The organism is Bacillus sp. E214 (assembly GCF_008087365.1).
GTDB lineage: Bacteria > Bacillota > Bacilli > Bacillales > Pradoshiaceae > Pradoshia.
In genome coordinates this window covers 338,668-363,208 of sequence record NZ_VENN01000002.1, presented here as the reverse complement: position 1 = coordinate 363,208, position 24,541 = coordinate 338,668, and the positions used below count along the sequence as shown (strand labels likewise).

The following is a 24,541-nucleotide window of genomic DNA, read 5'->3' as shown; positions in this document are numbered from 1 at the left end:
GTCATATTATGTCTCAGGCAGATCATCAAGAAGACCTTCTTGCTTATCTACTGTTAGTATCGACATCAAGGGTAATTTGTTTACTGTCTGTGATGAAAATTATGACATACAAAAAAGCAATATTCAAAAAGGACTTAACAGGTCTAAATGCTTATTTTTAGTGCGTTTTTCGGTAATAGGTCATTTGGCGCTCACGTTCCTCTATCTCTTTATAGAGTACCTCATCCCGTTCATGCCTCACAAGGTCTGCCTGAAGATCATCCCTGCAGTCTGCACAAAAGCGGCCCTCGCGAATGAGGGAACCGCAATGCTCACAGGCATAGCCCAAATTAGGGTTGGATGTAATACGCAGCTTTCCACTCCTGATAAATCTCATTAATAAAGATTCATCTACACTAGTTGCCTTCACCACCTGAACAATCGTTGCCGTGCGGTTCTCTCGCTTACGGATATAATGGTATACATCATTATAAATGGCCTCTTCTTTTTTATAGCAGCTCTCACATACATCTCTGAATTGATTTTTCACGAATAGAGCCTGGCAAGTCGGACAGTTGGTCAATTCATTCATATTCTTTACCTCCTCAGGAAATGCTCTTAGATTACTTATCGGATATTCTCTTCAAAGATAAAGATTATCGTGCAATCGTCAAAGAAATGATCCTTTTTGCCCCCGCCTCCTTTAAAAGCGCACCAGCATGCCTCAAGGTGGTGCCTGTCGTATAAATATCATCCAGTATAAGAATCGTTTTGTCCTGAAAATCTGAGGCTTTAGGATGGATACGAAAGACCTGTTCAGTGTGGATACGATCATACCGACTCTTCTTAGACTGTTTTTCACCATGTACACGAACTAACCCATTTTCCAAGACCATTCCAGCCATCATACCGATTGCTTCAGCCTGATTAAACCCACGCTCGTTCAGGCGCTCGTCACTCAGCGGAATCGGAATGACAAAATGAGCCTTCGGCGCTTTTTTACGCAGTTCGGCAGCAAATATACGTGCCAATTCATAATCACCCCGATATTTAAATCGGGCAATCACATCCTTCATAAACGGATTATAGGTATATAAGGAGACATTATAATCAAGTGCTTGACCAAACATGGGATCCACCAGCCATTCTTCACAATCCGGACATTTGTCTCCCGTCTGAAGCGGTTTACAGCAAATCACACACGTATTCCCCTGAATCGAAATAAGCCTGGAGCGACAGGCCAGACAGAGCAAATCAGCCTCCTCTAAAAAGAAGATATTCGCCCAGCCTGCACTCTCACGAATAGGGCTGTGACAATATAGACAAAGTGATGATTGGAAAATCTTCAATCCAGCAGCCCCCTTTTGACAGCTTCTCTATTCATTTGGTTGATTTGCTGAATCGCATCAAGCATGGCATTAGTTTTTCCATAATGAAAATATACACAATCACCGCGAGGATGGTCCTTACTTCTTCCAATCCGTCCTGCAATTTGGACGAGTGCTGACTCGGTAAAGATTTCATCCTCAGCCCCAATCACCGCTACATTCAATTTAGGAATCGTAACGCCTCTTTCCAATATCGTGGTTGTCAGTAAGCCCTGAATCTCACCTCTGCGCAGCTTCATTATTTTATCTTTACGTTCCGAATCCTCTGCATGGACAGAAAGAATTTCAGGAGCATAGCCTTGAAAGAGAGGAAGGGCTTTTTCCATTAATGCGATATTCGGGAAAAAAATAAGAAAGGGGTTCTTACATTCGATAGCAGTTTTGAGCCAATACAAGAGAGGATTGGGGAGTTTATTTTTCTGAATGGATGATTGCCAGTTTCCAACCCATTTCATAGTGGGGACAGGAATAGGGTGTCTGTGAAAACGGGCAGGGAGGAGAATTCCATTTCTTATACCCTGTTGAAATTCGAGCTGCCACTGTTTTGAAGGCGTTGCCGTCAAATAAATAACAGCAGCATCTTTCTTACACGCCTTTTGAACCGCATATTGGAGATGAGGATCAAAGGAATAAGGGAACGCATCTACTTCATCAATAATCATCACTTCGAAGGCATCGGCATAACGCATTAGCTGGTGAGTGGTCGATAAGACAAATGGAGCAAAAAGCTGTTTTTCTTGACTGTCACCATATAGGGCTACGATTGGAATATCTGGAAATACGCTGCGCAGCCTTGGAGCAAGCTCAAGGATAACATCTGTACGAGGAGTCGCCAGGCAAACCCGTTTGCCTGAGAAAAGAGCTTCTTCTATACCGGCAAAGATCATCTCTGTCTTCCCGGCTCCGCATACTGCCCAAATGAGTAAATCCATTTGATTTCGGACAGCTTCCATGATTTTTTCTGAAGCCTCCTTTTGGGAGAAGGAAAGTGAACCATCCCAACGAAGCCGGGCTAACTCAGGACTCCAGCGAGGCATTTCCCCCTTCCATCCAAAAAGAGTAGAGCAGGAGCTGATTCGGCCCATCATAATACAATGGCGGCAATACAGACAGTTTTCACCACACGCACTGTGGGGGAATGTTGCAAACAAACGGGAATCCGTATTGCCGCAGCGTCTGCATATACCATTCTCAATCCCTCTCACAGAATAAATTTGTTCATTTAAATCCAATTGTTCCTTTAATTCATTTGGAATTTCAGTTATGAGGAGTTCTTTACCAATGAGGAGCTGTTGCAGAGATATAGGTGAGGATCCTGTTGAGTGTCTGGATGCTTTCACGTTCAAATTGAAAACCTCCTTTTAAATAAAAAGGGGCGGCCAAACAGCCAAGCCCCATATTACTAGTTAATTATATCGTTTTGTCCAGCCAAGTCCCGTTGCTCCCTGGCCTAAGTGAGTACTAATAACTGCGCCAAAATAGCTTAGTCTAAATTCCGCTTCAGGGAATTTCTCTTTTAGCTCATTTAACATTTCAGTCGCTTCCTCTTCAATATTGCCATGGATTAAAACAGCCTGAAGAGGCTCACCTTTTTTATATTCCTGCTCAAAAAGCTCGACTATACGTTTTAATGCCTTTTTCTTCGTACGGATTTTTTCAAAAGGGACAATCACTTTGTTTTCAAAATGCAGGATTGGCTTCACTTGAAGCAAGCTGCCAATTAGAGCTGCAGCGCCATTTAAGCGGCCGCCCCTTTGCAGGTTGGATAGATCGTCTACCATGAAGTAAGCATTAGATGATTCGCGGAGTTCATGCAAGCGTGCGATGATTTCATCAGGATGTTTGCCTTCCTTCGCCATTTTGGCTGCTTCGAGTACAAATAATCCCTGAATCATGCAAGTGATCTCGGAGTCAAAAGCATAAACCTTAATGTCATCTACCATTTCTCCAGCTGTAATAGCACCTTGATAGGTACCGCTAATTCCACTCGATAAATGGATACTGATCACAGCATCATAGTCCTTCGCAAGCTCTTCATATTTTTCAACGAATTTTCCGGTTGCTGGCTGTGAGGTCGTTGGAAGCATATCCAAACGCTCGACCATTTCATAAAAGTCAGAAGCAGTTATTTCATTCTCCTCCTGATACACTTCATCTCCAAACACTACACTTAGCGGAATCATATGTATATCATATTGCGTTCGCAGGTCTTTTGGTATATAAGCTGTACTATCTGTAACTATTGCAGTTCTCATTATTGAAAACCATCCTTATTATTGAGATTTTCCTTATTATCTTCTCCATTTTAAATCATAATCAGTCTGTTTGCATTACATTGGTTAAAATGGTAATTTTTAAACTTTTCAATCTATATTTTTTTACCCAAAATCAGCAAATCTCTTTGCACTCCATCTAATTCTGCTACACTAGGCAAATGAGCCCATTCTTCAAATCCAAATTGCTTAAATAGACGTATGCTTGGCTCATTATGGGCAAAAATAAATCCCAGCAATGTATGAATCCTGAGGATGGGAGCATTCTTAATTGCATAGTCTAAAAATTTTGCTCCTATTCCTTTTTTTCGATAAGCCGGGTCAATATAGATACTGATTTCAGCAGTAGCTTGATAAGCAGGTCGTCCATAGAAATCCTGAAAACTGAGCCACCCTATAATCATACCATCATTTTCCATAACCCATAAAGGCCTTTTCTCAGAGGTATGATTCAAAAACCACTCCAAGCGACTTCCTACATCCACCATTTCCGTGTCAGCTGTCACCATTCTGCTCTGAATAGTAGAATTATAAATTTCAACGATGCGTGCTAAATCTTTCTCTTTAGCATCTCTAATTGTATACGGTTGATTCACAATATCTCCTCTCCTACCCTAATCTTTATTAAAAACTTTAACAAAATATGAAAAATGTATATACACTATTGAAAAAATTATATATAAACTGACAGTTTGACAGAATCCATCCCGATTAAAAAAGCACCAACCAATTGGTCGGCGCTTAAATCTATCATCTATTATAATCTAACTTCAACCCAGCCGTTTTTAATCGCATATACAACCGCCTGAGTACGATCATTTACATTCATCTTTTGAAGGATATTACTTACATGATTTTTAACGGTCTTCTCGCTGATAAATAAAGTCTCACCGATTCCTCTATTACTTTTGCCATCAGCCAATAATTGAAGGACCTCGCACTCACGTCTTGTCAGCAAATGCAATGGACGGCGAATCTCGACATTCATGACATTATCGCCATTTGCTGCTTCATCCGTTGCCAATCTTCTGTAATCACGTACTAGATTATGAGTAACCTTCGGATGCAGGTAGGAACCACCATCTGCAACGACTTTAACAGCGTCAATCAAGGCATCCGCATCCATTTCCTTTAATAAATAGCCGCGGGCACCTGTTTTTAAAGCATGGGTTACGTAGTTTTCATCGTCATGAATTGAAAGCATAATTACTCTGGAATCCGGAAATTTCTCAATCAACTGGCCTGTTGCCTCAACCCCGTTGACGTTTGGCATATTGATATCCATGATGATAACATCCGGATGATATGTATCAACAATTGAAATCGCCTCGCTGCCATCGTCCCCCTCAGCGATTACCGAGAAAGAAGATTCGAAATCGAGAATCCGTTTAACCCCTTCGCGAAATAATTGATGATCATCTATGATTGCAATTGTAGTTGTCATTATCTCTCATCCCCCATCTTTTTACAGTAAGTAGTCATTATCCTAATTATATTCTTGACTACTAGTAAACTCCAAACATTTACAATAAATATAACTAAAAAACTATTTTATAAAAAAATTACACAATTATTGATGCCTTTAATGGAATCTGAATATAGACAAGCGTACCTCCACCCACACTTGATTGAATGGTCATTTCTCCTTCAAGTGTCTCAACACGCTCATTCATTCCCATGATTCCAAAGGAACCTTCCTTTTGTTTATGCGGCTCAAATCCACGGCCATTATCCCGTACAGTCAATGTCCCTTTATCATTCAAAAGTTCCAGTTTAACCTGAATCAGGCTGGCATTCGCATGTTTGATTGCATTTTGGACTGCTTCCTGGGCAAGCCTGAATAACGCAACTTCATAATTCGGCTCAAGTCTTTTTTCCTGTCCATAAATCTGAAATTTAAAATCAATCTCTGAATTGTATTCACCAATGGTTTGCAAATACTTACGCAGAGTCGGGATAAGCCCAAGATCATCCAAGGCCATAGGCCGCAGGTCATAGATAATTCGCCTAACCTCAGCCAGCGCACTCCGAACCATCTGCTTCAGAGATTTTATTTCCAGCAACGCTTCCTCAGGACCGCGTTCCCTGAATATCCGCTCCGTTAAATCTGAACGGACCATCACATTGGCAAGCATTTGTGCAGGACCGTCATGAATTTCACGAGAAAGCTTTTTGCGCTCGGCTTCCTGGGCCTCAATGATTTTAAAGCCAAAGTCCTGTTTCTGTTTATACATATCGAGAACCTCAGACACGTCCTGCAGGTCACTTGTTAAATAATGCAGAACAACCGTGATTTGCGAAACGAGATTCTCAGCTCTATCAATAGTTTCCTTTAGATTAATGAGCCTTCTTTCAAGGTCATCTCGACGTTTACGGAGCTGTTTTTCCAGCTCTCTGTTCATGGTCAGGTCAACCTGATACGTATGTGCCTGTTCATAGGCTGCCCTCACTTGTACCTCCGTAAATTCCTTGAAACGGGAGGAAACATCTGATAAGCATTTACGGGATTCACGCGCCTTTTGATCAAGCTCATCCCCATCAGCAATGACCTTCAGCACCATTGTTTTAACAGATTCTAATTCAGAAGAAAGTTGAGCAAATTCATGCTGACAGTGTTCCCCTATTTCATATATTTCTCCCTTACTATTGTCCACGGTACTGATCATATGATTAAGGATGTTATCGAGTGCCTTTCCATCCAGCTTAGGTACCCGCATAATCTTACCTCCTGTTTGACGCAAAAGAATCCTCCGCTTCTTCTGTACCAATTCATATAAAATAGTTCGGTCTTCACGAATTTCCTTTGTGGGTGTTTTTAGAAATTATTGGGTAAATAAGTTAATATACCAGTGAAATACTACATAATAGTTAAATTATAGCACGATTACCAGTATTTTTTTTACTTTTTACTATTTCACATCTCCATCACAGCATATTACTCTTCTGTAATAAAGATGTCGTACGAACCGAATAATAAAGTATACTAGAAGGGATATAAAGAGAAAGGCGGCAGTTTAAATGCTGAATTCATATAAAACAGTAAAGGGATATGGCGAATCTGAACAAATCATCCAAAAGTCACGCTTTATTGCCTATGTGAATCGCGTGGAATCAGAGGAAGAAGCCATACAATTTATTCAATCAATCAAGAAAAAGCACTGGGATGCGACCCATAATTGTTCAGCCTATATGATCGGTGAAAATGACCTCATCCAAAAAGCCAATGATGATGGTGAACCTAGCGGCACAGCCGGTGTCCCTATTCTCGAAGTCATTAAGAAAAAGGGCTTGAAGGACACTGCGGTGGTTGTGACACGCTATTTCGGAGGAATTAAACTTGGGGCTGGCGGATTAATCCGCGCATACGGCGGAGCAGCTTCTGAAGGAATTAACGCAACTGGTGTGGTGGAAAGAAGATTAATGCGCATCATGAAGTCCACGTTCGATTATACACTTCTCGGGAAAATTGAAAATGAACTTCGAAATTCGCACTATTCCATTAAAGAAATTCATTATCTGGACCGAGTCATGATTGAATCCTACGCAGAGGAAGACGCAAAGGAAGCCTTCATAGACTGGATGACGGATTTATCAAATGGACAGGCATCCATAGAAGAAGGCGAAATGCTATACCTCGAGCATGACCTCTAATTCTAAAAGAACTCAATTCCCCCTTCTTTGTCTAAAATCTTAGGAAAAAAGTTTAGTTTTATCGACAAAATACAACAAGAATTATAGTTGCAATTAGGTAAAATGAATCAATACGATATTGGACAAAGAAGGGGTTATTTATGAAAAGAGTATACCAGGTTCTATTCAGCCTCACGGTACTCGTTGTCTGTCTATTGGCAACCTCCTTATCGGCAGAGGCACACGTGAAAAAAATATCCACTCCTGTTTTAACTCAGGAAATCCACAACATCTTCAGCACAGATTCTTCAAACTGTATACGCCATGAAATAATTTTCAATTCTATTAAAATTTAGGCCAACTTCCCCGCTAACTTTAACCATAGCAACCTAATGCAAAATAACTAAGCCAAAATACAACCCACACTTTTTATTAACTCGACAATTAGCCACTAAAAACAATTTTTATAGAAAAGAATCCATATTAAAGTCTATTAAAAAGATCGAAAGTATAACTATTAAAATAGTTAAATATTACCATATTTATCCGATATAATAAATAGGGGATTATTGTAATTAATGCATTTAAACTAGGGGGATATTGAATGAGGAATTCATTAATTAAAGGAATTAGTGCCTTTATTGTATTTTTGTTTTGTTTCATGGTTTCCACTGCCAATGTAAACGCTGCGGAAACATTACAAAAACAGAACAATGCTCAAAAAGGCGGTATAAAATTATTCAGTACTGCGGATGAGAAAGAATACACAGAGCAAGAGTTGATTGTTAAGTTTAAATCTGTCCTTTCTAAGGGTCAGCGAAAGCAAATCATCAACAGCATTAAAGGTAGTGAGCTATCCTTTTCTGAAACAGGAAATTATTCTTTAGTCTCTGTAGTAAAAAATACTGACCTATCTTCTATTGCCAAAAGGCTCTCTAAGCACAAATCCGTTCAATTGGTTGAACCAAATATATTATACAAAACGGCTTATACCCCAAAAGATAAACATTATAAAAAACAATGGCATTTACCAAAAATCAATATGCCAAAAGCATGGGATAAATCAAAAGGATCCTCTTCGATCATAGTTGCTGTTATCGATAATGGAATGCAGACAAATCATCCAGATCTAAAAGGGAAAATTACTAAGCAAAAAAATATTGTACGCAACAACTCGACGATAACATCGGCAGCTCATGGTACCCATGTAGCTGGTATCGTTGCAGCTACTCAGAACACAATCGGTATATCAGGTGTAGCTCCAAAGGTTAAAATCATGCCTGTTCAAGTTTTCAATGGGCAATATGCAGACGCTTATAGTATTGGTGATGGAATTATATATGCAGTCAATAATGGTGCAAGAGTATTGAATTTAAGCTTTGGAAGTTATTCTTACAGTTCATATGTAGACAGTGCAGTGGCATATGCGCATTCGAAGGGCGCTATTATTATTGCAGCTGCAGGTAATGACAGCACCTCCTACACTTCTTATCCAGCTGCTTTAAATCATGTGTTGGCAGTTAGTTCCACTAATAAGAAAGACAGCGATTCATACTTTTCTAATTTTGGAAACTACATAAATTATTCAGCTCCTGGTGAAGATATCTATTCTACCGTCAACGGCAGTTCTTATGAATATATGGATGGAACATCAATGGCGGCTCCTTTAGTAAGTGGAGTAGCTGCTCTAATGCTTTCTAAAAATCCTTGGTTATCACCAGACCAAATAGAAATTATTATGAATAAATCTGTCAAAGACCTTGGGAAAAAAGGCTGGGATTCTTTATATGGATATGGTCGAATTGATGCGAGCAAAGCAATGTCAAATACACCTGGGCAGTTATCAGCGATAACCGCGAGTACAAAATTCACTGCTACAGGGAAAAATAAACATAACATCTCTTTAAGCGCATATGGCTCGTCAAAACTATCAATCTATGTAAAGGATTCCAAAGGAAAATTGGTTAGAAGTTTAGTCTCCAATAAACCGTGGAGTTGGGGGAAAATTTCCACATCATGGGACGGAAAGACAGGATCATATAGCTATGCCAAGTCAGGAAAATATACGCTTGTTGCAAGAATGACTAGAGGCAGCAAAAACATTTATAAAACCAAAACCGTGACAGTTAAGGACAATATAGCCCCGACAGTCACCAGTAAGGCTGCCAATTTTTCACACAAGGTCACTCCATCAATAAAAGTTCCTTATGTACTTAACAAAGATTCAAAAGTAACTGTAAAGGTCTTGGATAGTACAGGGAAAACAGTTAGAACAATTATGAAGAGTAAGACCATCAAAGGTGGTAAACAATCAATTACTTGGAACGGGAAAAACTCCAGTAACAAGCTAGTGAAGGATGGCAGTTATAAATTGTCATTCGAAACTGTCTCTCTTACGAAGGTCAAAGGAAAAACAGTAAAATCAAGTATCACAGTAGATACGACTATAAATGGTACTCTAAACAATATGGCTACCAAATTTAAAGCAACAGAGAAGAATAAACAGAATGCAACCTTTAAATCCAAAGAAAAACTATATATGACTGTTTCTGTTTTGAATAGCAAGGGTTCGAAAGTAAAAACACTGGTTACTAACAAATTGTATAATCCATCATCCATACAACATAGTTGGAATGGAACAGACAGTAAGAATAAATTTGTTACAGAAGGAATTTATGTTTTGCAGTATGAGTTAAAAGATCTCATCGGTAATAAAAAAACGATTAAGAGTAAAACTTTCAACCTCGAAGATCATCGTGCTAATTTTGTAAGTGGCAAAGGAACAAAGAATATCACCGGTAATACGGGTGTTGCTATTCCATATACACTCAATAAAGCTTCCAGTGTGTCTATCAATGTTTATAAAGGCTCGGCACTTGTCAAAACAATCCTTACAAATAAAAGCCTGAATGCTGGCAGCTATGATTTCTCTTGGAATGGAAGCAATTCTAGTGGTGAGTATATAGGAGATGGGGTTTATACCTACAGAATCAACGCAATTGACAAGTATACAAATAGCGCAACATACAGTGCAAATCTTAATGTGGATCGCCAAGTTATTAAAGTTGAGTATCCGAAGCACGTACAAAATAAATCTAAAGAGTATAATGAAGCAGATATTGAAGTCTTCTATAAACTCTCTGATCCTGCTACCGTCACGGTTGAAATTTATGACGGAGATGATTCTCTAGTTAAGACTATTAGCAAAAATGTAAAACAAGAAGCGGGAATTCAGAATTTCACGTGGGATGGAGTAAGTGACGATGGCAACGATTATTGGTATTACGAACCTCTCAATTACGTTATTAAAGCCAAAACAGAGATGGGCAGAGAAACAAAAGTAACCGGCTCTATCTTAAGCAATTATTATGAGGAATATCCAGAGTGGATTCAAAGTCATTCCGTAGATACACATAATACGGGCATCGATATAGTAACAAACTTATCAAAAGATACAGAGATGCAATTAACTGTCTATGATTATAATCATTATAACTCCGGCAATCTTAGTAGCTATTATGATCAGCAAACATATAACTTCCAAATAGGGCAAAACACCTTGAATTATCTTGTACCTGACAATCTCTTTGCTGATAATAGTTATATCGATTTAATGTATGTACTATCCTATAAGGATGAACTAGGGAATAAATACGAGTACGCCTATAACGGTTGGTACTATAACTATTAATTTATAGGATCTTAAATTAGCTGTCTAAGAAAACGTATCTTCTTAGGCGCACTCTAATTAAGTATAGGTATTTATAGCCTAGCTCATGTAATCAACACTCTCATTTTATAGTTGATTCTATAGTTTTCTTAATGGAATGGCTGACAAAGAAAATAGTTCTCGCATTTTCCTTTAAGACTTCTAGCAAATACTTGGTCACAAATAGATAAAGCTTGAGTAAATAAATCACCAGAACTAAAAAAGCTGCGCACTATCCGTTTATTAGGATAATCGCAGCTTTTTAGTTTGTTATGATCAGAGCGGTCAATGAATTCTTTGCTTCATAAAACGCTCTAGTGCATCCCTCCAGGTTGGTATGACAAAACCTGTATCCTTTACTTTATCCAATGACAGGACAGAATGCTTTGGCCTTGCAGCCTTTTGTGGCAATTCAGCAGATGTCCCAGGCAAAATCTCTACCTGTTCACCTTTTAATATTTCTTTAGCAAACTCAAACCATGTCGCCACTCCATCATTCGAAAAATGATAGACACCTGCCTCGACTTCATGGTTCACAATATAAACCATGAATGCCGCTAAATCATGCGCATAGGTCGGCCTTCCATATTGGTCATTGACCACCTTAATCGTATCCATTTTCTTAGCTAAATTTAGCATGGTATAAACAAAATTACGGCCATGTTCTCCAAATATCCAAGAAGTACGAATGATATAGGCAGAAGGACTGTATTTTAAAATTTCCTCTTCACCTGCAAGTTTAGCCGCACCATATTGATTAATAGGATTTGTTTGATCTGACGGTAAATAGGCTGCCTCTTTTGTTCCATCGAATATATAATCTGTACTTATATAAATAACTCGAGCCCCAGTCTCCGCTGCCGCTTTACTAATATAAGCAGATCCATCTCTATTAATTCTCCAATTCGCTTCCCTGCCTTCTTCCTCCGCAGCTTCAACATCCGTATAAGCTGCACAATGCAAAACCCAGTCCGGGTGAATGGAAGATATGATCTCGGAAACTTCCTGTTCATTAGATATATCCAACTCTTCCTTAATAAAGGGGAATACCGTGTGTATCCCTTCCTCCTTTAGCAGGGTAACAACTTCAGTCCCGAGTTGGCCATTCGCTCCCGTTATTAGTATCTTCATCTTATTTACCCAGTTTGGCGCGTTCCTTTAATGGACGCCACCATTCCTCATGATTGACATACCAATCAATTGTTTCCACAATCCCCGTATCAAAGGTATACTTTGGCTTCCAGCCTAGCTCAGTTTCGAGCTTTGTGGGATCAATCGCATAACGGAGATCATGCCCGAGCCGATCCTCTACATAGTGAATCCTATCACTTGAGAGACCGAGATGCTCTACAATTTTTTGAACGATTTCATTGTTGGTCCGCTCATTATGACCGCCAACATTATACACTTCTCCACTTTTCCCCTTATGGAGCACTAAATCTATCGCGGCACAATGATCGGTAACATGCAGCCAATCGCGGATATTCTCTCCATTTCCGTAAATCGGTAACATGTCCCCATCTATTCCATTCGTTATCATCAATGGAATTAATTTTTCAGGAAAATGATAAGGTCCATAATTATTTGAGCAGCGTGTGATAGTAACCGACAAGCCATAAGTCTCATGATAAGCACGGACGAGCATATCTGCTCCTGCTTTACTTGCTGAATATGGGCTGTTCGGTGCTAACGGTGTCTCTTCCGTAAAATACCCTGTTTCCCCCAGCGATCCATAGACCTCATCCGTCGATACCTGTAAAAACCTTTGTACATGACATTCCTTCGCTGCATCCAATAAAGCCAATGTTCCCTGAACATTCGTTTCAATGAATATTCCTGGATCCAAAATACTGCGGTCCACATGTGACTCAGCCGCAAAATTAACAATTGCCTGGATATCATATTGTTCGATTAAGCTTTTGATTAGCTCACGGTCCGTGATATTCCCTTGGACAAAATAGTGATTTTGATTCTCCATCACATCATCCAAGTTATGTATATTACCCGCATAAGTTAGTAAATCCAAATTAATAACTCGATAATCAGGATAGGTAGTTAATAGATGACGGACAAAATTACTTCCAATAAAGCCCGCTCCTCCTGTAACCAAAATGTTCATTAGGCATCCTCCCAAACAAAATTATAATCAGCTCCATGAAGCATCGGATGTTTTTGGTCCTTATCAGATAAAATCGGAACCGAAACTGGCCATTTAATAGCTAGCTCCTCATCATTCCAGGCAATTCCCCGGTCATGTTCAGGTGAATATAATTCATCCACCTTATAAAGTACATTTACATTTTCCGTAATGGTACAAAATCCATGTGCAAACCCATTTGGAACGAATAATTGGCGCTTATTAAATTCACTGAGAATAAATCCTTCCCATTGCCCGAAAGTTGGCGATCCTTTTCGTATGTCTACCACTACATCATAGATTGCTCCTGTTACCACACGTACTAATTTGGTTTGGCCCTTAGGTTCCAATTGGTAATGCATCCCTCTCAATACGCCGGCTTCCTTTGAAAGGGAATGATTATCCTGTATAAACTGATCAAGGATGCCATGTTCATGAAATAGCTTTTCATTATAGCTTTCCGTAAAGAAACCACGATGGTCCCCATAAACGGCAGGTTCGATTAATTTAACACCCTTCAATCCGCTTTCAATAACATTCATAATTCCACCTCTTCTTTAGGCGTCATTTGATCTTGCTCGATCATCCTCATCAAATACTGCCCATACTCATTTTTCGAAAGTGGTTCAGCCAATTGTCTGACCTGCTCAGCATCAATATAGCCCATTCGATAGGCGATTTCTTCTAGGCAGGCAATCTTAAGCCGTTGTCTTTTTTCCACTGTTTCTATGAATGTGGATGCTTCGAGCAGGCTCTCATGCGTACCTGTATCCAACCAAGCAAAACCGCGTCCCATGATTTCTACGGTCAACTCGCCATTTTCGAGATAGATGCTGTTTAAATCTGTAATTTCCAATTCTCCTCTGGCAGATGGCTCAATTCTTTTCGCATATTCTACCACTCTATTATCATAAAAGTAGACACCTGTCACAGCATAATTGCTCTTCGGGTTCTTCGGTTTTTCTTCTATGGATATAGCCTTCATCTTATTATCAAACTCTACTACACCAAAGCGTTCTGGGTCATGTACATGATAGCCAAATACAGTAGCTCCATACTCCTTCGATGCCGCTTTTTGTACCATTTTGGATAATCCCTGTCCATAAAATAGATTGTCCCCTAAAATGAGCGCAACAGAATCTTCGCCAATGAAGCTTTCACCGATAATAAAAGCCTGTGCTAGCCCCTCCGGTTTTTCTTGTACAGCATAGGAAAGGCTTATGCCAATATTGGAACCATCTCCTAACAGTTGTGCGTAACGTGATGTATCTTCTGGAGTTGAAATGATTAAGATTTCCTTTATACCTGCCAGCATCAATATGGATAAAGGATAATAAATCATCGGTTTATCGTAAACCGGCAGCATTTGTTTAGAAATAGCACTGGTTAATGGATATAGTCGGGTACCGCTTCCGCCTGCCAATATAATTCCCTTCATTTCCATCCTCCTTAATAGTCAACATCACTCACTTGAACAAATTCTGTATTCATTACTCCGTCCGTATCCACCGGGCGTAGTTCATACCAACCTTTTACACTGGGATAGATTGTTAATTATTCTACTCCACTTTCTGTATAGTGATGAACGACAATAGAACTCACAGAAGGCCGCGCATATTGTAAACATCGCTTATATTTGCCTGGCTTTCATCATCCCAACCCCTCCACCATTTTATTCATAACTGTAGACGGCAGTTTTACATCGAGAGATATATTGTCGAATTTTTCTGTAAAATAAGAGCGCACAGTATAGCTTAATCGAAACGAACCTACTTTATTGCTTTGATTAATTCCATTTAAATGCCTGGCCGCATTATAAATGGGTATAGCTGCAGTAAGGTATTACCCATTCAGTACCTTTCCCACCTGCCAGAATCTCTGCATAAATCACTTGTTTACCCCCATTTCAAACTAGAATACTTACTAAATCCATAAGACTAGATTATTAACATTTAATTCCTTAAATAGAAATAATATCATTTAACAAAATCATACAAAAATTAAGAGATTATATCTACCTATTTTTACTGGGGAAGTCTGAACGATCCTAATTTGATAGAGCTTGTGCCTAGTTTAAAGTGATTTGATGGTCAAAAAATGCAAAATCCCCCTGATGTAAACAAAAAAAGTTGTCAGAATTCCGACAACTTTTAAAGATATTACTTATTTAATTCCATCGTTAGATAAGCAGAAGAAACCCAGCCTTGTGTTCCATTTGATAATTTAACTTTATACCAGGATCCACTTTTAATTGGGTTTTTACTTGAATCCACCACAAGCTCGACATATTGATGATTTGGCAATGATCCCAATATAGCGCCCACAGTACTCGCTGTTGCCCGTACATTCAGGGTACTCGAACCACTGACACTCACCCGAGCTAAGTTTTTAACAGTCATATACTGATTATATTTGCTTAAGCTGACCGTATTTGTATAATATTTCTTGCCTTTATAATTGACTGTCAACCAGTAATCATTCCATTTTTCCAATAGATTAAAGGTTTCACCCTTTCCAATTGTTGCTGCCACAGTCGCAGAGCTGCTTGTCTCATTTCTTAGACTTATTGAAGAATTGGCAACAGCAATTGTACCTGTCGGAAATACATCCTTGCCAATTGGATAGCTTGGCTTGGCTGGTACTGTCGTATTTGCACTTTGGCTGACTGCCCCTTCCTTACTGTAAGCTAAAATCTCGGACATATGGTTGGCAATCTTACTTCCCCAATTGGAATCACTGGCATAGTAAAAGTTCATTCCTTTACTTAAATCTGCACTCCGATTTCCATTGGCATCCTTAATGGTATATCCAAGCGTTGCCCCCTGATACTTCCAGCTAGATGGATTTAAATAAGTCGCCTTCATTTCCTGTGCAATAAAGAGAATATTCTCATCAATGGAGGAAAATTTTACAGAGCCTACAAATGGTGCTAGATCATAGGATCCAAAACCAAATAAATTGTTTTTCCCCAAAGAAATCGTCGATTTTCCAAAATCACTTTCATGAATCGCATGTGCTGCTAAATACAAGGCATTTAGGCCATATTTATTGGCGGCAGTGATAAACACCGAGCCTTTGTTATAGAGGACACTATTACTCGATGTTGCATTCTTCGCAATATAAGTATTAATTTGTGCAGCTGTAACAGAGGACTTCGTACGCAAATCCATATGTATAAAGGAATTCTTATTCGCTTCATAAGAGTTCATTTTATCGTAGTTCGCTTTTGTAATTAAGTAATCTCCTGATACATAGCCTGTTACTCCATCATACGTTACCCGATACCATCCCTCACTGGTTTTATAGGTTGATTTTACTTGTGTGTATTTGGGGATTAAACCGATTTTAGTAGACGATGTCGTATCGGAGGCACGAATATTCAAATCAGCAATCGGCAAATAGGTTGTTTCAGTAATAGTAGAACCGCTCGGAGTGTTGCTTGAGGTACTACTATATGCAACCAAATAAGTGCCGCTAACCCAACCAGTTTGACCATTATAGCTCACTTTATACCAATCTCCTGATTTTGCTGTGGCCGTCACGATTGTATTTACAGGAATAGTGTCCATTTTTTCTCCGGAAGTGGACGCTGTCTTTCGTAAATTCAGATTGGCCGTCGTCTTATACTTTGTAGCTGTAATTGACGCGTCTGTTGATGATACCGTTTTCGAGAATTTAGCTATGTTGATATAACCCGTTTTTCCTCTATACGTTGTTTTATACCAATCCCCAATTCTATAAGTGGTTGTTATTTTGACTCCCTTAGGGATAGCAACCAATGTTCCATGTTTCTCCCCAGCAAAGGAATATAAATACGTCGCTTCTTTTGCCGTATAGGAAGTACTAGTAACCTTAGCTGCAGACACCTTACTTACAGACCCGGATTTAATGAAATAATTCTTCCCTTTATAGGAAACTCGATACCAGGTTTCTCCTATACTATTAACTACCTTTTGAGTAGATGTAAATATATTATTCTTTGGTATAGAATAGACCGCAGCTTTTTTTGTATTGGCAGCGCTATACAAGGAGCTTGTCGCATTCGTCTTATAGTAAGTGGTACTTGTAGTCGTAGTTTGATTGTATTCTTTTATATACGAACTGCTTACCCAGCCAGTTTTACCACTATAAGAAACCTTATACCATGAGCCTGATTTTGCTGTAGCCGTGATAATTTTATGCTTTGGTATAGTAAGGAGTCGAGTGCCACTTGTTGATGCTTTTGACCTCATGTTTAAATTTGCTGTCGTTTTAAATTTAGTCGACTTAATCGAAACAGTGGCAGAGGAACTCGTTTTTTTAGTGACCTTGATATATTTTGAGCTTACATAACCTGTTTTTGTTCCATATTTCACTTTATACCAGCTGCCGCTTTTTGAAAGATACGAAACTGTTTTTCCTTTTGGTATAGTCGTAATGATGGCCGCACTGGTTGAAGCTGATTTGCGTAAATTCAGATTAGCTGTCGTTGTGTATACTGATGTACTCGTTGGCAAAACGGCTTTTAAATAGCTAGAACTGACATAACCCGTTTTTGTTCCATATTTCACTTTATACCAGCTGCCGCTTTTTGATAAGTATGTAACTTGTTTTCCTTTTGGAATCGTTGTAATAATTGATGCAGTCTTACTTGCAGACTTTCGCAAGTTCAAATTAGCTGTTGTCTTGTAATATTTCTCCGCAGCTGCTTCTACTTTTAATTCCCAAAAACTATCCTTCAATCCAATTTCAGGCCCAAAAATCAAGCCTGTAGATAGAAGAACGGATGTTGCCATAACTCTAATTGGTTGTTTATACCTTTTATTCATTGAACTCTCCCTTTTTAGTAAATAAGACGCACCGTACTAAACTATTATTTAGATATACATTTTATTCTCTTATAAGCATATATTCCCCCCATTAATAGAATTACGAATAATAGCGCGTTTTTCTAAGGGTAAGCACTGAATTAATTCATTCATTAATCAATTTTCTTGTAAAAATGCTTACTTTTCACACTACCATTTCATTCTCTTCCCATAATAGTTTCAATCTTATTCGTGCCCACTTTCTTAATGATGACCAACAAAAAGAGGCTGTTGACATGATCAACAGCCTCTCTTTCTTAAACCTATTTATTTAACTCCCTTACTAAATAACTACCTGATACCCAGCCAACTGTGCCATTTGATAGCTTAACCTTATACCAACCGCCATTAGTGATTGGACTTTTACTTGAATCCACCACAAGCTCGACATATTGATGGTTCGATAAAGATCCCACTTTAGTCACTGCCGTACTAGCAGATGCGCGTACATTCAATGTACTCATACCACCAACACTTACACGGGCTAAATTTTTTACAGTCATATAATTATTATATGTGCTTAAGCTAACCGTATTTGTATAATATGTTTTGCCCTTATAAATAACTTTCAACCAGTAATCATTCCATTTTTCGAGTAGATTAAAGGTCTCACCCTTCTTAATCGTTGCGGCCACAGTCGCTGAGCTGCTTTTTGAGTTTCTTAGACTAAGAGATGAATTGGCAACAGCCATCGTACCTGTTGGGAATACATCCTTTCCGCTTGGATAGCTTGGTTTAGTTGGTACCGTCGTATTTGGACGTTGACTGACAGCCCCTTCCTTGCTATAAGCCAATATATTCGACATATGGGTAGAAACCCTTTTTCCCCAATCGGAATCACTCGCATAGTAAAAGTTCATTCCTTTACTTAAATCAGTGATTCGATTTCCATTCGCATCCTTAATTGTATAACCTAGCGTTGCACCCTTGTACTTCCAGTTAGATGGATTTAAATAGGTTGCTTTCATTTCCTGTGCAATAAAGGCAATATTCTCTTCAATAGAAGCAAATTTGACGGAGCCAACAAACGGCGTACTATCGTAGGACCCAAAACCAAACAAGTTATTTTTTGCTAACGCAATTGTAGATTTTCCATAATTACTTTCATGAATGGCATGTGCTGCTAAATAAAGGGCATTCACTCCATATTTATTGGCTGCTGTAATAAATGCAGATCCTTTATTATAGAGAACACTATTAGTCGATGTTGCATGCTTTGCAATATAGGCATTAATTTGCGCAGCCGTTACAGAGGATTTTGTACGTAAATCCATATGTATATAGGAATTCTTATTATTTTCATAAGAGTTCATTTTATCGTAATTCGCTTTTGTAATTAAGTAATCTCCTGAGACGTAGCCTGTTACTCCACCATATGTTACCCGATACCAGCCCTTGCTAGTTTTATAGGTAGATTTCACTTGAGTATATTTAGGGATTGAACCTACTTTAGCCGATGATGTCGAATCGGAGGCACGAATATTCAACTTAGCAATTGGCAAGTATATGTTTTCCGTAACACTAGAACCGCTCGAGTTGCTGCCCGTATTGTTGCTTGAACTATTATACGCAGCCAAATACGTACCGCTGACCCAGCCGGTTTTACCATTGTAGCTCACTTTATACCAATCTCCCGATTTTGCAGTAGCTGTGACAATCGTATTTTTAGCTATTGTGTCTAATTTCTCTCCGGAAGTAGATGCTGTCTTTCTTAAATTCAGATTGGCGGTAGTCTTAAACATTGTATCTGTAATAGACGCGCTTGATGAAGTTACCGCTTTTGAGAATTTAGCCATATTGATATATCCTGTTTTTCCACCATACGTTGTTTTATACCAATCTCCAATACGATAACTGGTTATTATTTTGGCTCCCTTTGGAATAGAAACCAAAGTCCCGTGTTTTTCCCCAGCAAATGAATATAAGTAAGTATTTTGGTTTGCCGTATAGGAGGTACTTGTAACATTTGCTGCAGATACCTTACTTACTGATCCAGCTTTAATATAATAATTTTTCCCTTTAAAAGAAACTCGATACCAGGTTTCTCCTATACTATTGACGATCTTTTGGGTAGAAGAAAATATATTATTCTTAGGAATCGAATAAACAGCTGCTTTATTTGTATTGGCAGCACTATACAGGGAGCTTGTCGCATTCGTCTTATAGTAAGCAATACTTGTCGTTGTAGTTTGATTGTACTCCTTTATATACGAGCCGCTGACCCAACCGGTCTGACCACTATAAGAGACCTTATACCACGAGCCCGATTTTGCGGTGGCTGTAATAACTTTATTCTTTGGTATAGTTAAGAGCCGACTGCTGCTCGTTGTGGCTTTAGACCTCATGTTTAAATAGGATGTTGTTTTATATTTAGTCGACTTAATCGTTGTTGACGCAGACGTAGATTCACTTGTTTTGTTCGTAACCTTTATATAGCTCGAACTGACATAACCGGTTTTTGTTCCATATTTCACCTTATACCAACTGCCGCTCTTCGATAGATACGAGACTGTTTTCCCCTTTGGGATGGTCGTTAAGATTACCGAACGGGTTGAAGCTGTTTTGCGTAAATTCAAATTGGCCGTCGTTGTATATACGGATGTACTTGTTGCCGGAGCAGTCGAACTCGGTACAATCTTCAGATAGTTGGAGTTGACATAACCTGTCTTCGATCCATATTTCACCTTATACCAACTTCCATTTTTAGATATATAGGTGACTTGCTTTCCTTTGGGAATGGTTATGATAATTTGGCCCTTAATACTGGCTGTTTTTCTCATATTTAGATTGGCTGTTGTTTTATAATATGATTCAGCAGCTTGAGCCACTTGCATTCCCAGAAAACTTTCTGTCGGTTCAAGACTGCTCCCCAAAACTAGACCCGTAGATAGAAGAACGGATGTTGCCATAACCTTAAGTGGTTGATTATACCTGTTATTCATTGCAATAAAATCTCCCTCTTTAGTAAATAAGACACCAAACTAAATTACTATTTTTATATATCTTTATTTTTATATAAAGTTTTAAAATTATCAAATATTTTGTAAATATCCAGATTTAATCAACTTTAAAACATATATTAATTGCTGATTAACCAATCAAATATTATGTCTAAATAGTTAATTTCCATCGTATTCGCTATAACTAATGGCTTACTTAATGAAAAAAGAGGTTGTTGACATGGTCAACAACCTCTTTTCCTAAATTCTATTTATTTAATTCTCTTGCTAAATAAGAAACTGATGCCCAGCCAACTGTGCCATTAGATAACTTAACCTTATACCATCCGCTACTAGTGATTGGATTATTGCTAGAATCTACCACAAGTTCGACATATTGATGGTTTTTTAAAGTTCCCACTGTAGCTGACTCCGCATTAGCTGACGTGCGGACATTCAACGTGCTCGCACCATTGACTCGCGCTAAATTTTTCACGGTCATATATTGATTATAGGTGCTCAGACTAACCGTATTTGTATAATACGTTTTGCCTTTATAACTGATTGTTAGCCAATAATCATTCCATTTTTCCAGTAGATTAAAGGTTTCACCCTTCTTAATCGTTGCAGCCACAGTCGCTGAACTACTTTTTGAGTTTCTAAGACTGATAGAAGAATTGGCAACAGCGATTGTACCTGTCGGGAACACATCCTTGCCGCTTGGATAGCTAGGTTTGGCTGGAACCGTTGTATTTGGACTTTGGCTGACTGCCCCCTCATTCCCATAAGACAGGATGTTAGACATATGTTTGGCAATCTTATTTCCCCAATCGGAATCACTGGCATAGTAAAAGTTCATTCCCTTACTTAAATCAGTGATACGATTTCCATTAGCGTCCTTAATCGTATATCCAAGTGTCGCCCCCTTGTACTTCCAGTTAGATGGATTTAAATAGGTGGCTTTCATTTCCTGTGCAATAAAGGCAATATTCTCTTCAATAGAAGAAAATTTAACTGAACCTACAAATGGCGTAATGTCATAGGATCCAAAACCAAACAAGTTATTTTTTGCTAACGCAATTGTAGATTTTCCATAGTTACTTTCATGAATCGCATGTGCTGCTAAATAGAGGGCATTCACTCCATATTTATTAGCCGCTGTAATAAATGCCGAGCCTTTATTGTAGAGAACGCTATTAGCTGATGTTGCATGCTTAGCAATATAAGCATTAATTTGTGCAGCTGTTACAGAGGATTTTTTACGTAAATCCAAATGCATATAGGAATTCTTATTTGCCTCATAAGAATTCATTTTATCGTAATTCGCTTTTGTGATTAAATACTCTCCCGATACAAAACCTGTTACTCCACCATATGTCACTCGGTACCAGCCCTTACTTGTTTTATAGGTAGATTTCACCTGTGTATATTTAGGGATTGAACCAACTTTAGCTGATGAAGTTGAATCGGAAGCACGGATATTCAATTCACCGATTGGCAAATATGTTGTTTCAGTTATAGCAGTGCCACTAGGTAATGTTGTTTGATTTCCGTTGTTACTATTTGAGCTGTTATTACCAGTACTGCTAGTGTACTTTGTCAAATAAGCACCACTTACCCAGCCGGTATAACAATTGTATGTAACTTTATACCAATCACCTGATTGTTCTGTAGCTGTAACTACTGTATTCAAAGGTATTGTAGTCAATTTCGCACCCGATGCAGATGCTGTCTCACGTAAATTCACATTAGCCGTTGTTTTAAACTCCGTAGCCGTAAAAGACGGTGTCGTTGAAGAGACTGTTTTTGTGAATTTAGTCAAATCAATGTAACCTGTTTTCCCGCCATAGGATGTTTTATACCAATCACCAATTCGATAATCAGTGGTTATTTTAGCTCCCTCTGGAATAGTAACCAAAGTTCCGTGCGATGCTCCAGCAAAGGAATACAAGTAAGTCTTTTCTTTTGCCGTATAGGACGTACTCGTAACGTTCGCCGCTGTTACCTTACTTACTGAACCAGATTGAATATAATAGTTATTTCCTTTATAGGAAACTCGATACCAGGTTTCTCCTATACTATTCACGACCTGTTGGGTAGAAGTGAACACATTATTCTTTGGTATAGAATAAACAGCTGCCTTATTTGTATTAGGAGCACTATACAAGGAGCTTGCAGCCTTTGTATTATAGTAAGTCGTACTTGTCGTCGTAGTTTGATTATATTCTTGTAAATACGAGCCGCTTACCCAACCGGTCTGACCACTGTAAGAGACCTTGTACCAGGAGCCAGATTTTGCAGTAGCTGTGACAACAGTATTCGCAGGGATTGTATTTAATTTCGCACCGGAATCGGAAGCTGTCTTACGTAAAATTAAATTAGCCGTAACCTTATATTTTGTAGCCTTAATCGATGTTTCCGAAGTAGCAACTATTTTTGTAAATTTAGTCAAATCAATGTAACCTGTTTTTCCGCCATAGGATGTTTTATACCAATCACCAATTCGATAATTAGTGGTTATTTTAGCTCCCTTAGGAATGGTAACTAGTGTTCCGTGTGTTGCTCCTGCAAAGGAATATAAATAAGTAGCTTCCTTTGCCGTATAGGAGGTGCTCGTAACCTGGGCTGCAGTCACCTTACTTACTGAACTGGATTGAATATAATAGTTTTTTCCTTTATAGGAAACTCGATACCAGGTTTCTCCAATACTATTAACGACCTGTTGCGTAGAAGTAAATACATTATTCTTTGGAATGGAATAAACAGCTGCTTTATTTGTATTAGCAGCACTATATAAGGAACTTGCAGCCTTTGTATTATAGTAATTCGTGCTTGTCGTCGTAGTTTGATTATATTCTTGTAAATACGAGCCGCTTACCCAACCGGTCTTACCACCGTAAGATACCTTATACCAGGAGCCAGATTTCGCCGTGGCTGTGACGACTTTATCCTTTGGTATAGTAAGGATCCGTGTACCACTCGTTGATGCGTTGGATCTCATGTTTAATTTTTCTGTCGTTTTGTATTTAGTGGCCTTCATCGTTGTAGATGTAGACGTAGACGCAGAAGCTGAGGAACTTGTTTTTTTAGAAACTTTTATATATTTGGAGCTAACATATCCTGTTTTTGATGAGTATTTCACCTTATACCAGCTGCCGCTTTTAGATACATACGTCACTGTTTTCCCTTTTGGGATGGTCAATAACGTAGCTGAACTGGTTGATGCCTGTTTACGCAAACGTAAATTGTCTGTTGTTGTGTATACAGAAGTACTTGTTGTGGAGGCAGAAGCAGAAGATGAAACTGTTGAACTCGCCGTCACCTTTGTTAAATATTGCGAACTGACAAATCCAGTTTTAGTTCCGTATTTCACCTTAAACCAGCTGCCACTTTTAGATATGTAAGTAACCTGTTTTCCTTTTGGAATTGTTGTGATTTTTTGCGCCTTTGTACTTGCAGACTTTCTCATATTCAAATTATCGGTTGTTTTATAATATGTATCAGCCGCTTCAGCTACTTGTATACCCGTTAAACTACCTGTTGGCCCAACACCACCACCCAAAACCAGTCCGGTAGATAAAAGAACGGATGTTGCCATGACCTTGAATGGCAGCTTATTTCTTTTAATCATAAAAATCT

General features: G+C 38.7%; 16 protein-coding genes. 2 read left to right on the top strand and 14 right to left on the bottom strand.

Annotated elements, in window-relative coordinates; translation table 11 throughout:
- Positions 1 to 157: 157 nt before the first annotated feature.
- The 7 genes from FHY47_RS10965 to FHY47_RS10935 all read right to left on the bottom strand — a co-directional run bounded on the left by FHY47_RS10965 (position 158) and on the right by FHY47_RS10935 (position 6,357).
- Positions 158 to 571 carry a TIGR03826 family flagellar region protein gene (locus FHY47_RS10965; RefSeq protein ID WP_066106015.1) on the bottom strand — a complete coding sequence of 138 codons (414 nt, stop codon included), beginning with the start codon at positions 569 to 571 and terminating at the stop codon, positions 158 to 160.
- A 64-nt stretch (positions 572 to 635) separates the two neighbouring features.
- Entirely contained in the window at positions 636 to 1,328 is a 693-nt protein-coding gene (locus tag FHY47_RS10960; RefSeq protein ID WP_066106012.1) for a ComFC family protein, read from the bottom strand.
- Entirely contained in the window at positions 1,325 to 2,707 is a 1,383-nt protein-coding gene (locus FHY47_RS10955; RefSeq protein ID WP_316246005.1) for an ATP-dependent helicase ComFA, read from the bottom strand. Before FHY47_RS10955 ends, FHY47_RS10960 begins: the two co-directional genes overlap by 4 nt.
- Before the next feature lie 66 nt (positions 2,708 to 2,773).
- The gene (locus FHY47_RS10950; RefSeq protein ID WP_066106009.1) at positions 2,774 to 3,622 is read right to left on the bottom strand and encodes a DegV family protein; all 849 of its coding nucleotides are present in this window, start codon (positions 3,620 to 3,622) and stop codon (positions 2,774 to 2,776) included.
- Positions 3,623 to 3,735: 113 nt separating this feature from the next.
- On the bottom strand, positions 3,736 to 4,236 hold the full coding sequence (locus tag FHY47_RS10945) for a GNAT family N-acetyltransferase (protein ID WP_077248102.1): 501 nt from the start codon (positions 4,234 to 4,236) through the stop codon (positions 3,736 to 3,738).
- Positions 4,237 to 4,397: 161 nt separating this feature from the next.
- Entirely contained in the window at positions 4,398 to 5,084 is a 687-nt protein-coding gene (locus FHY47_RS10940; RefSeq protein WP_066106006.1) for a response regulator, read from the bottom strand.
- 118 nt (positions 5,085 to 5,202) lie between these two features.
- Positions 5,203 to 6,357 carry a sensor histidine kinase gene (locus FHY47_RS10935; RefSeq protein ID WP_066106003.1) on the bottom strand — a complete coding sequence of 385 codons (1,155 nt, stop codon included), beginning with the start codon at positions 6,355 to 6,357 and terminating at the stop codon, positions 5,203 to 5,205.
- 301 nt (positions 6,358 to 6,658) lie between these two features.
- Between FHY47_RS10935 and FHY47_RS10930 the strand changes: the two genes are divergently transcribed.
- A complete protein-coding gene (locus FHY47_RS10930; RefSeq protein WP_066106000.1) occupies positions 6,659 to 7,291 on the top strand; it encodes a YigZ family protein in 633 nt (210 codons plus the stop codon).
- Positions 7,292 to 7,874: 583 nt separating this feature from the next.
- Entirely contained in the window at positions 7,875 to 10,961 is a 3,087-nt protein-coding gene (locus tag FHY47_RS10925) for a S8 family serine peptidase (protein WP_148630600.1), read from the top strand.
- Positions 10,962 to 11,264: 303 nt separating this feature from the next.
- Here FHY47_RS10925 and rfbD read toward each other — a convergent pair whose 3' ends face one another.
- The 7 genes from rfbD to FHY47_RS10890 all read right to left on the bottom strand — a co-directional run bounded on the left by rfbD (position 11,265) and on the right by FHY47_RS10890 (position 24,533).
- A complete protein-coding gene (rfbD, locus tag FHY47_RS10920; protein WP_148630598.1) occupies positions 11,265 to 12,110 on the bottom strand; it encodes a dTDP-4-dehydrorhamnose reductase in 846 nt (281 codons plus the stop codon).
- A gap of 1 nt (position 12,111) precedes the next feature.
- Complete coding sequence (gene rfbB / locus FHY47_RS10915) at positions 12,112 to 13,098, bottom strand: dTDP-glucose 4,6-dehydratase (RefSeq protein WP_148630596.1); 987 nt, start codon at positions 13,096 to 13,098, stop codon at positions 12,112 to 12,114.
- Positions 13,098 to 13,658 (bottom strand): dTDP-4-dehydrorhamnose 3,5-epimerase, encoded by a 561-nt coding sequence (gene rfbC / locus FHY47_RS10910; protein ID WP_148630594.1) that lies wholly within the window; start codon positions 13,656 to 13,658, stop codon positions 13,098 to 13,100. Before rfbC ends, rfbB begins: the two co-directional genes overlap by 1 nt.
- Positions 13,655 to 14,554: a glucose-1-phosphate thymidylyltransferase RfbA gene (gene rfbA, locus FHY47_RS10905; RefSeq protein ID WP_148630592.1), complete on the bottom strand. Its 900-nt coding sequence runs from the start codon at positions 14,552 to 14,554 to the stop codon at positions 13,655 to 13,657. The genes rfbC and rfbA overlap by 4 nt, the downstream gene beginning before the upstream one ends.
- Positions 14,555 to 15,275: 721 nt before the next feature.
- Complete coding sequence (locus tag FHY47_RS10900) at positions 15,276 to 17,924, bottom strand: SH3 domain-containing protein (RefSeq protein WP_148630590.1); 2,649 nt, start codon at positions 17,922 to 17,924, stop codon at positions 15,276 to 15,278.
- Between the two features lie 302 nt (positions 17,925 to 18,226).
- Positions 18,227 to 20,905 (bottom strand): SH3 domain-containing protein, encoded by a 2,679-nt coding sequence (locus FHY47_RS10895; protein WP_148630588.1) that lies wholly within the window; start codon positions 20,903 to 20,905, stop codon positions 18,227 to 18,229.
- Positions 20,906 to 21,170: 265 nt separating this feature from the next.
- Entirely contained in the window at positions 21,171 to 24,533 is a 3,363-nt protein-coding gene (locus tag FHY47_RS10890; protein WP_148630586.1) for an SH3 domain-containing protein, read from the bottom strand.
- Between the last annotated feature and the right edge of the window lie 8 nt (positions 24,534 to 24,541).

Coding starts and splice junctions, on each gene's coding strand:
- FHY47_RS10935 (WP_066106003.1), bottom strand. CDS start 6,357: ATGCGGGTACCTAAGCTGGATGGAAAGGCACTCGATAACATCCTTAAT.
- FHY47_RS10925 (WP_148630600.1), top strand. CDS start 7,875: ATGAGGAATTCATTAATTAAAGGAATTAGTGCCTTTATTGTATTTTTG.
- FHY47_RS10930 (WP_066106000.1), top strand. CDS start 6,659: ATGCTGAATTCATATAAAACAGTAAAGGGATATGGCGAATCTGAACAA.
- FHY47_RS10950 (WP_066106009.1), bottom strand. CDS start 3,622: ATGAGAACTGCAATAGTTACAGATAGTACAGCTTATATACCAAAAGAC.
- FHY47_RS10900 (WP_148630590.1), bottom strand. CDS start 17,924: ATGAATAAAAGGTATAAACAACCAATTAGAGTTATGGCAACATCCGTT.
- rfbA (WP_148630592.1), bottom strand. CDS start 14,554: ATGAAGGGAATTATATTGGCAGGCGGAAGCGGTACCCGACTATATCCA.
- FHY47_RS10965 (WP_066106015.1), bottom strand. CDS start 571: ATGAATGAATTGACCAACTGTCCGACTTGCCAGGCTCTATTCGTGAAA.
- FHY47_RS10940 (WP_066106006.1), bottom strand. CDS start 5,084: ATGACAACTACAATTGCAATCATAGATGATCATCAATTATTTCGCGAA.
- rfbC (WP_148630594.1), bottom strand. CDS start 13,658: ATGAATGTTATTGAAAGCGGATTGAAGGGTGTTAAATTAATCGAACCT.
- FHY47_RS10890 (WP_148630586.1), bottom strand. CDS start 24,533: ATGATTAAAAGAAATAAGCTGCCATTCAAGGTCATGGCAACATCCGTT.
- FHY47_RS10895 (WP_148630588.1), bottom strand. CDS start 20,905: ATGAATAACAGGTATAATCAACCACTTAAGGTTATGGCAACATCCGTT.
- rfbB (WP_148630596.1), bottom strand. CDS start 13,098: ATGAACATTTTGGTTACAGGAGGAGCGGGCTTTATTGGAAGTAATTTT.
- rfbD (WP_148630598.1), bottom strand. CDS start 12,110: ATGAAGATACTAATAACGGGAGCGAATGGCCAACTCGGGACTGAAGTT.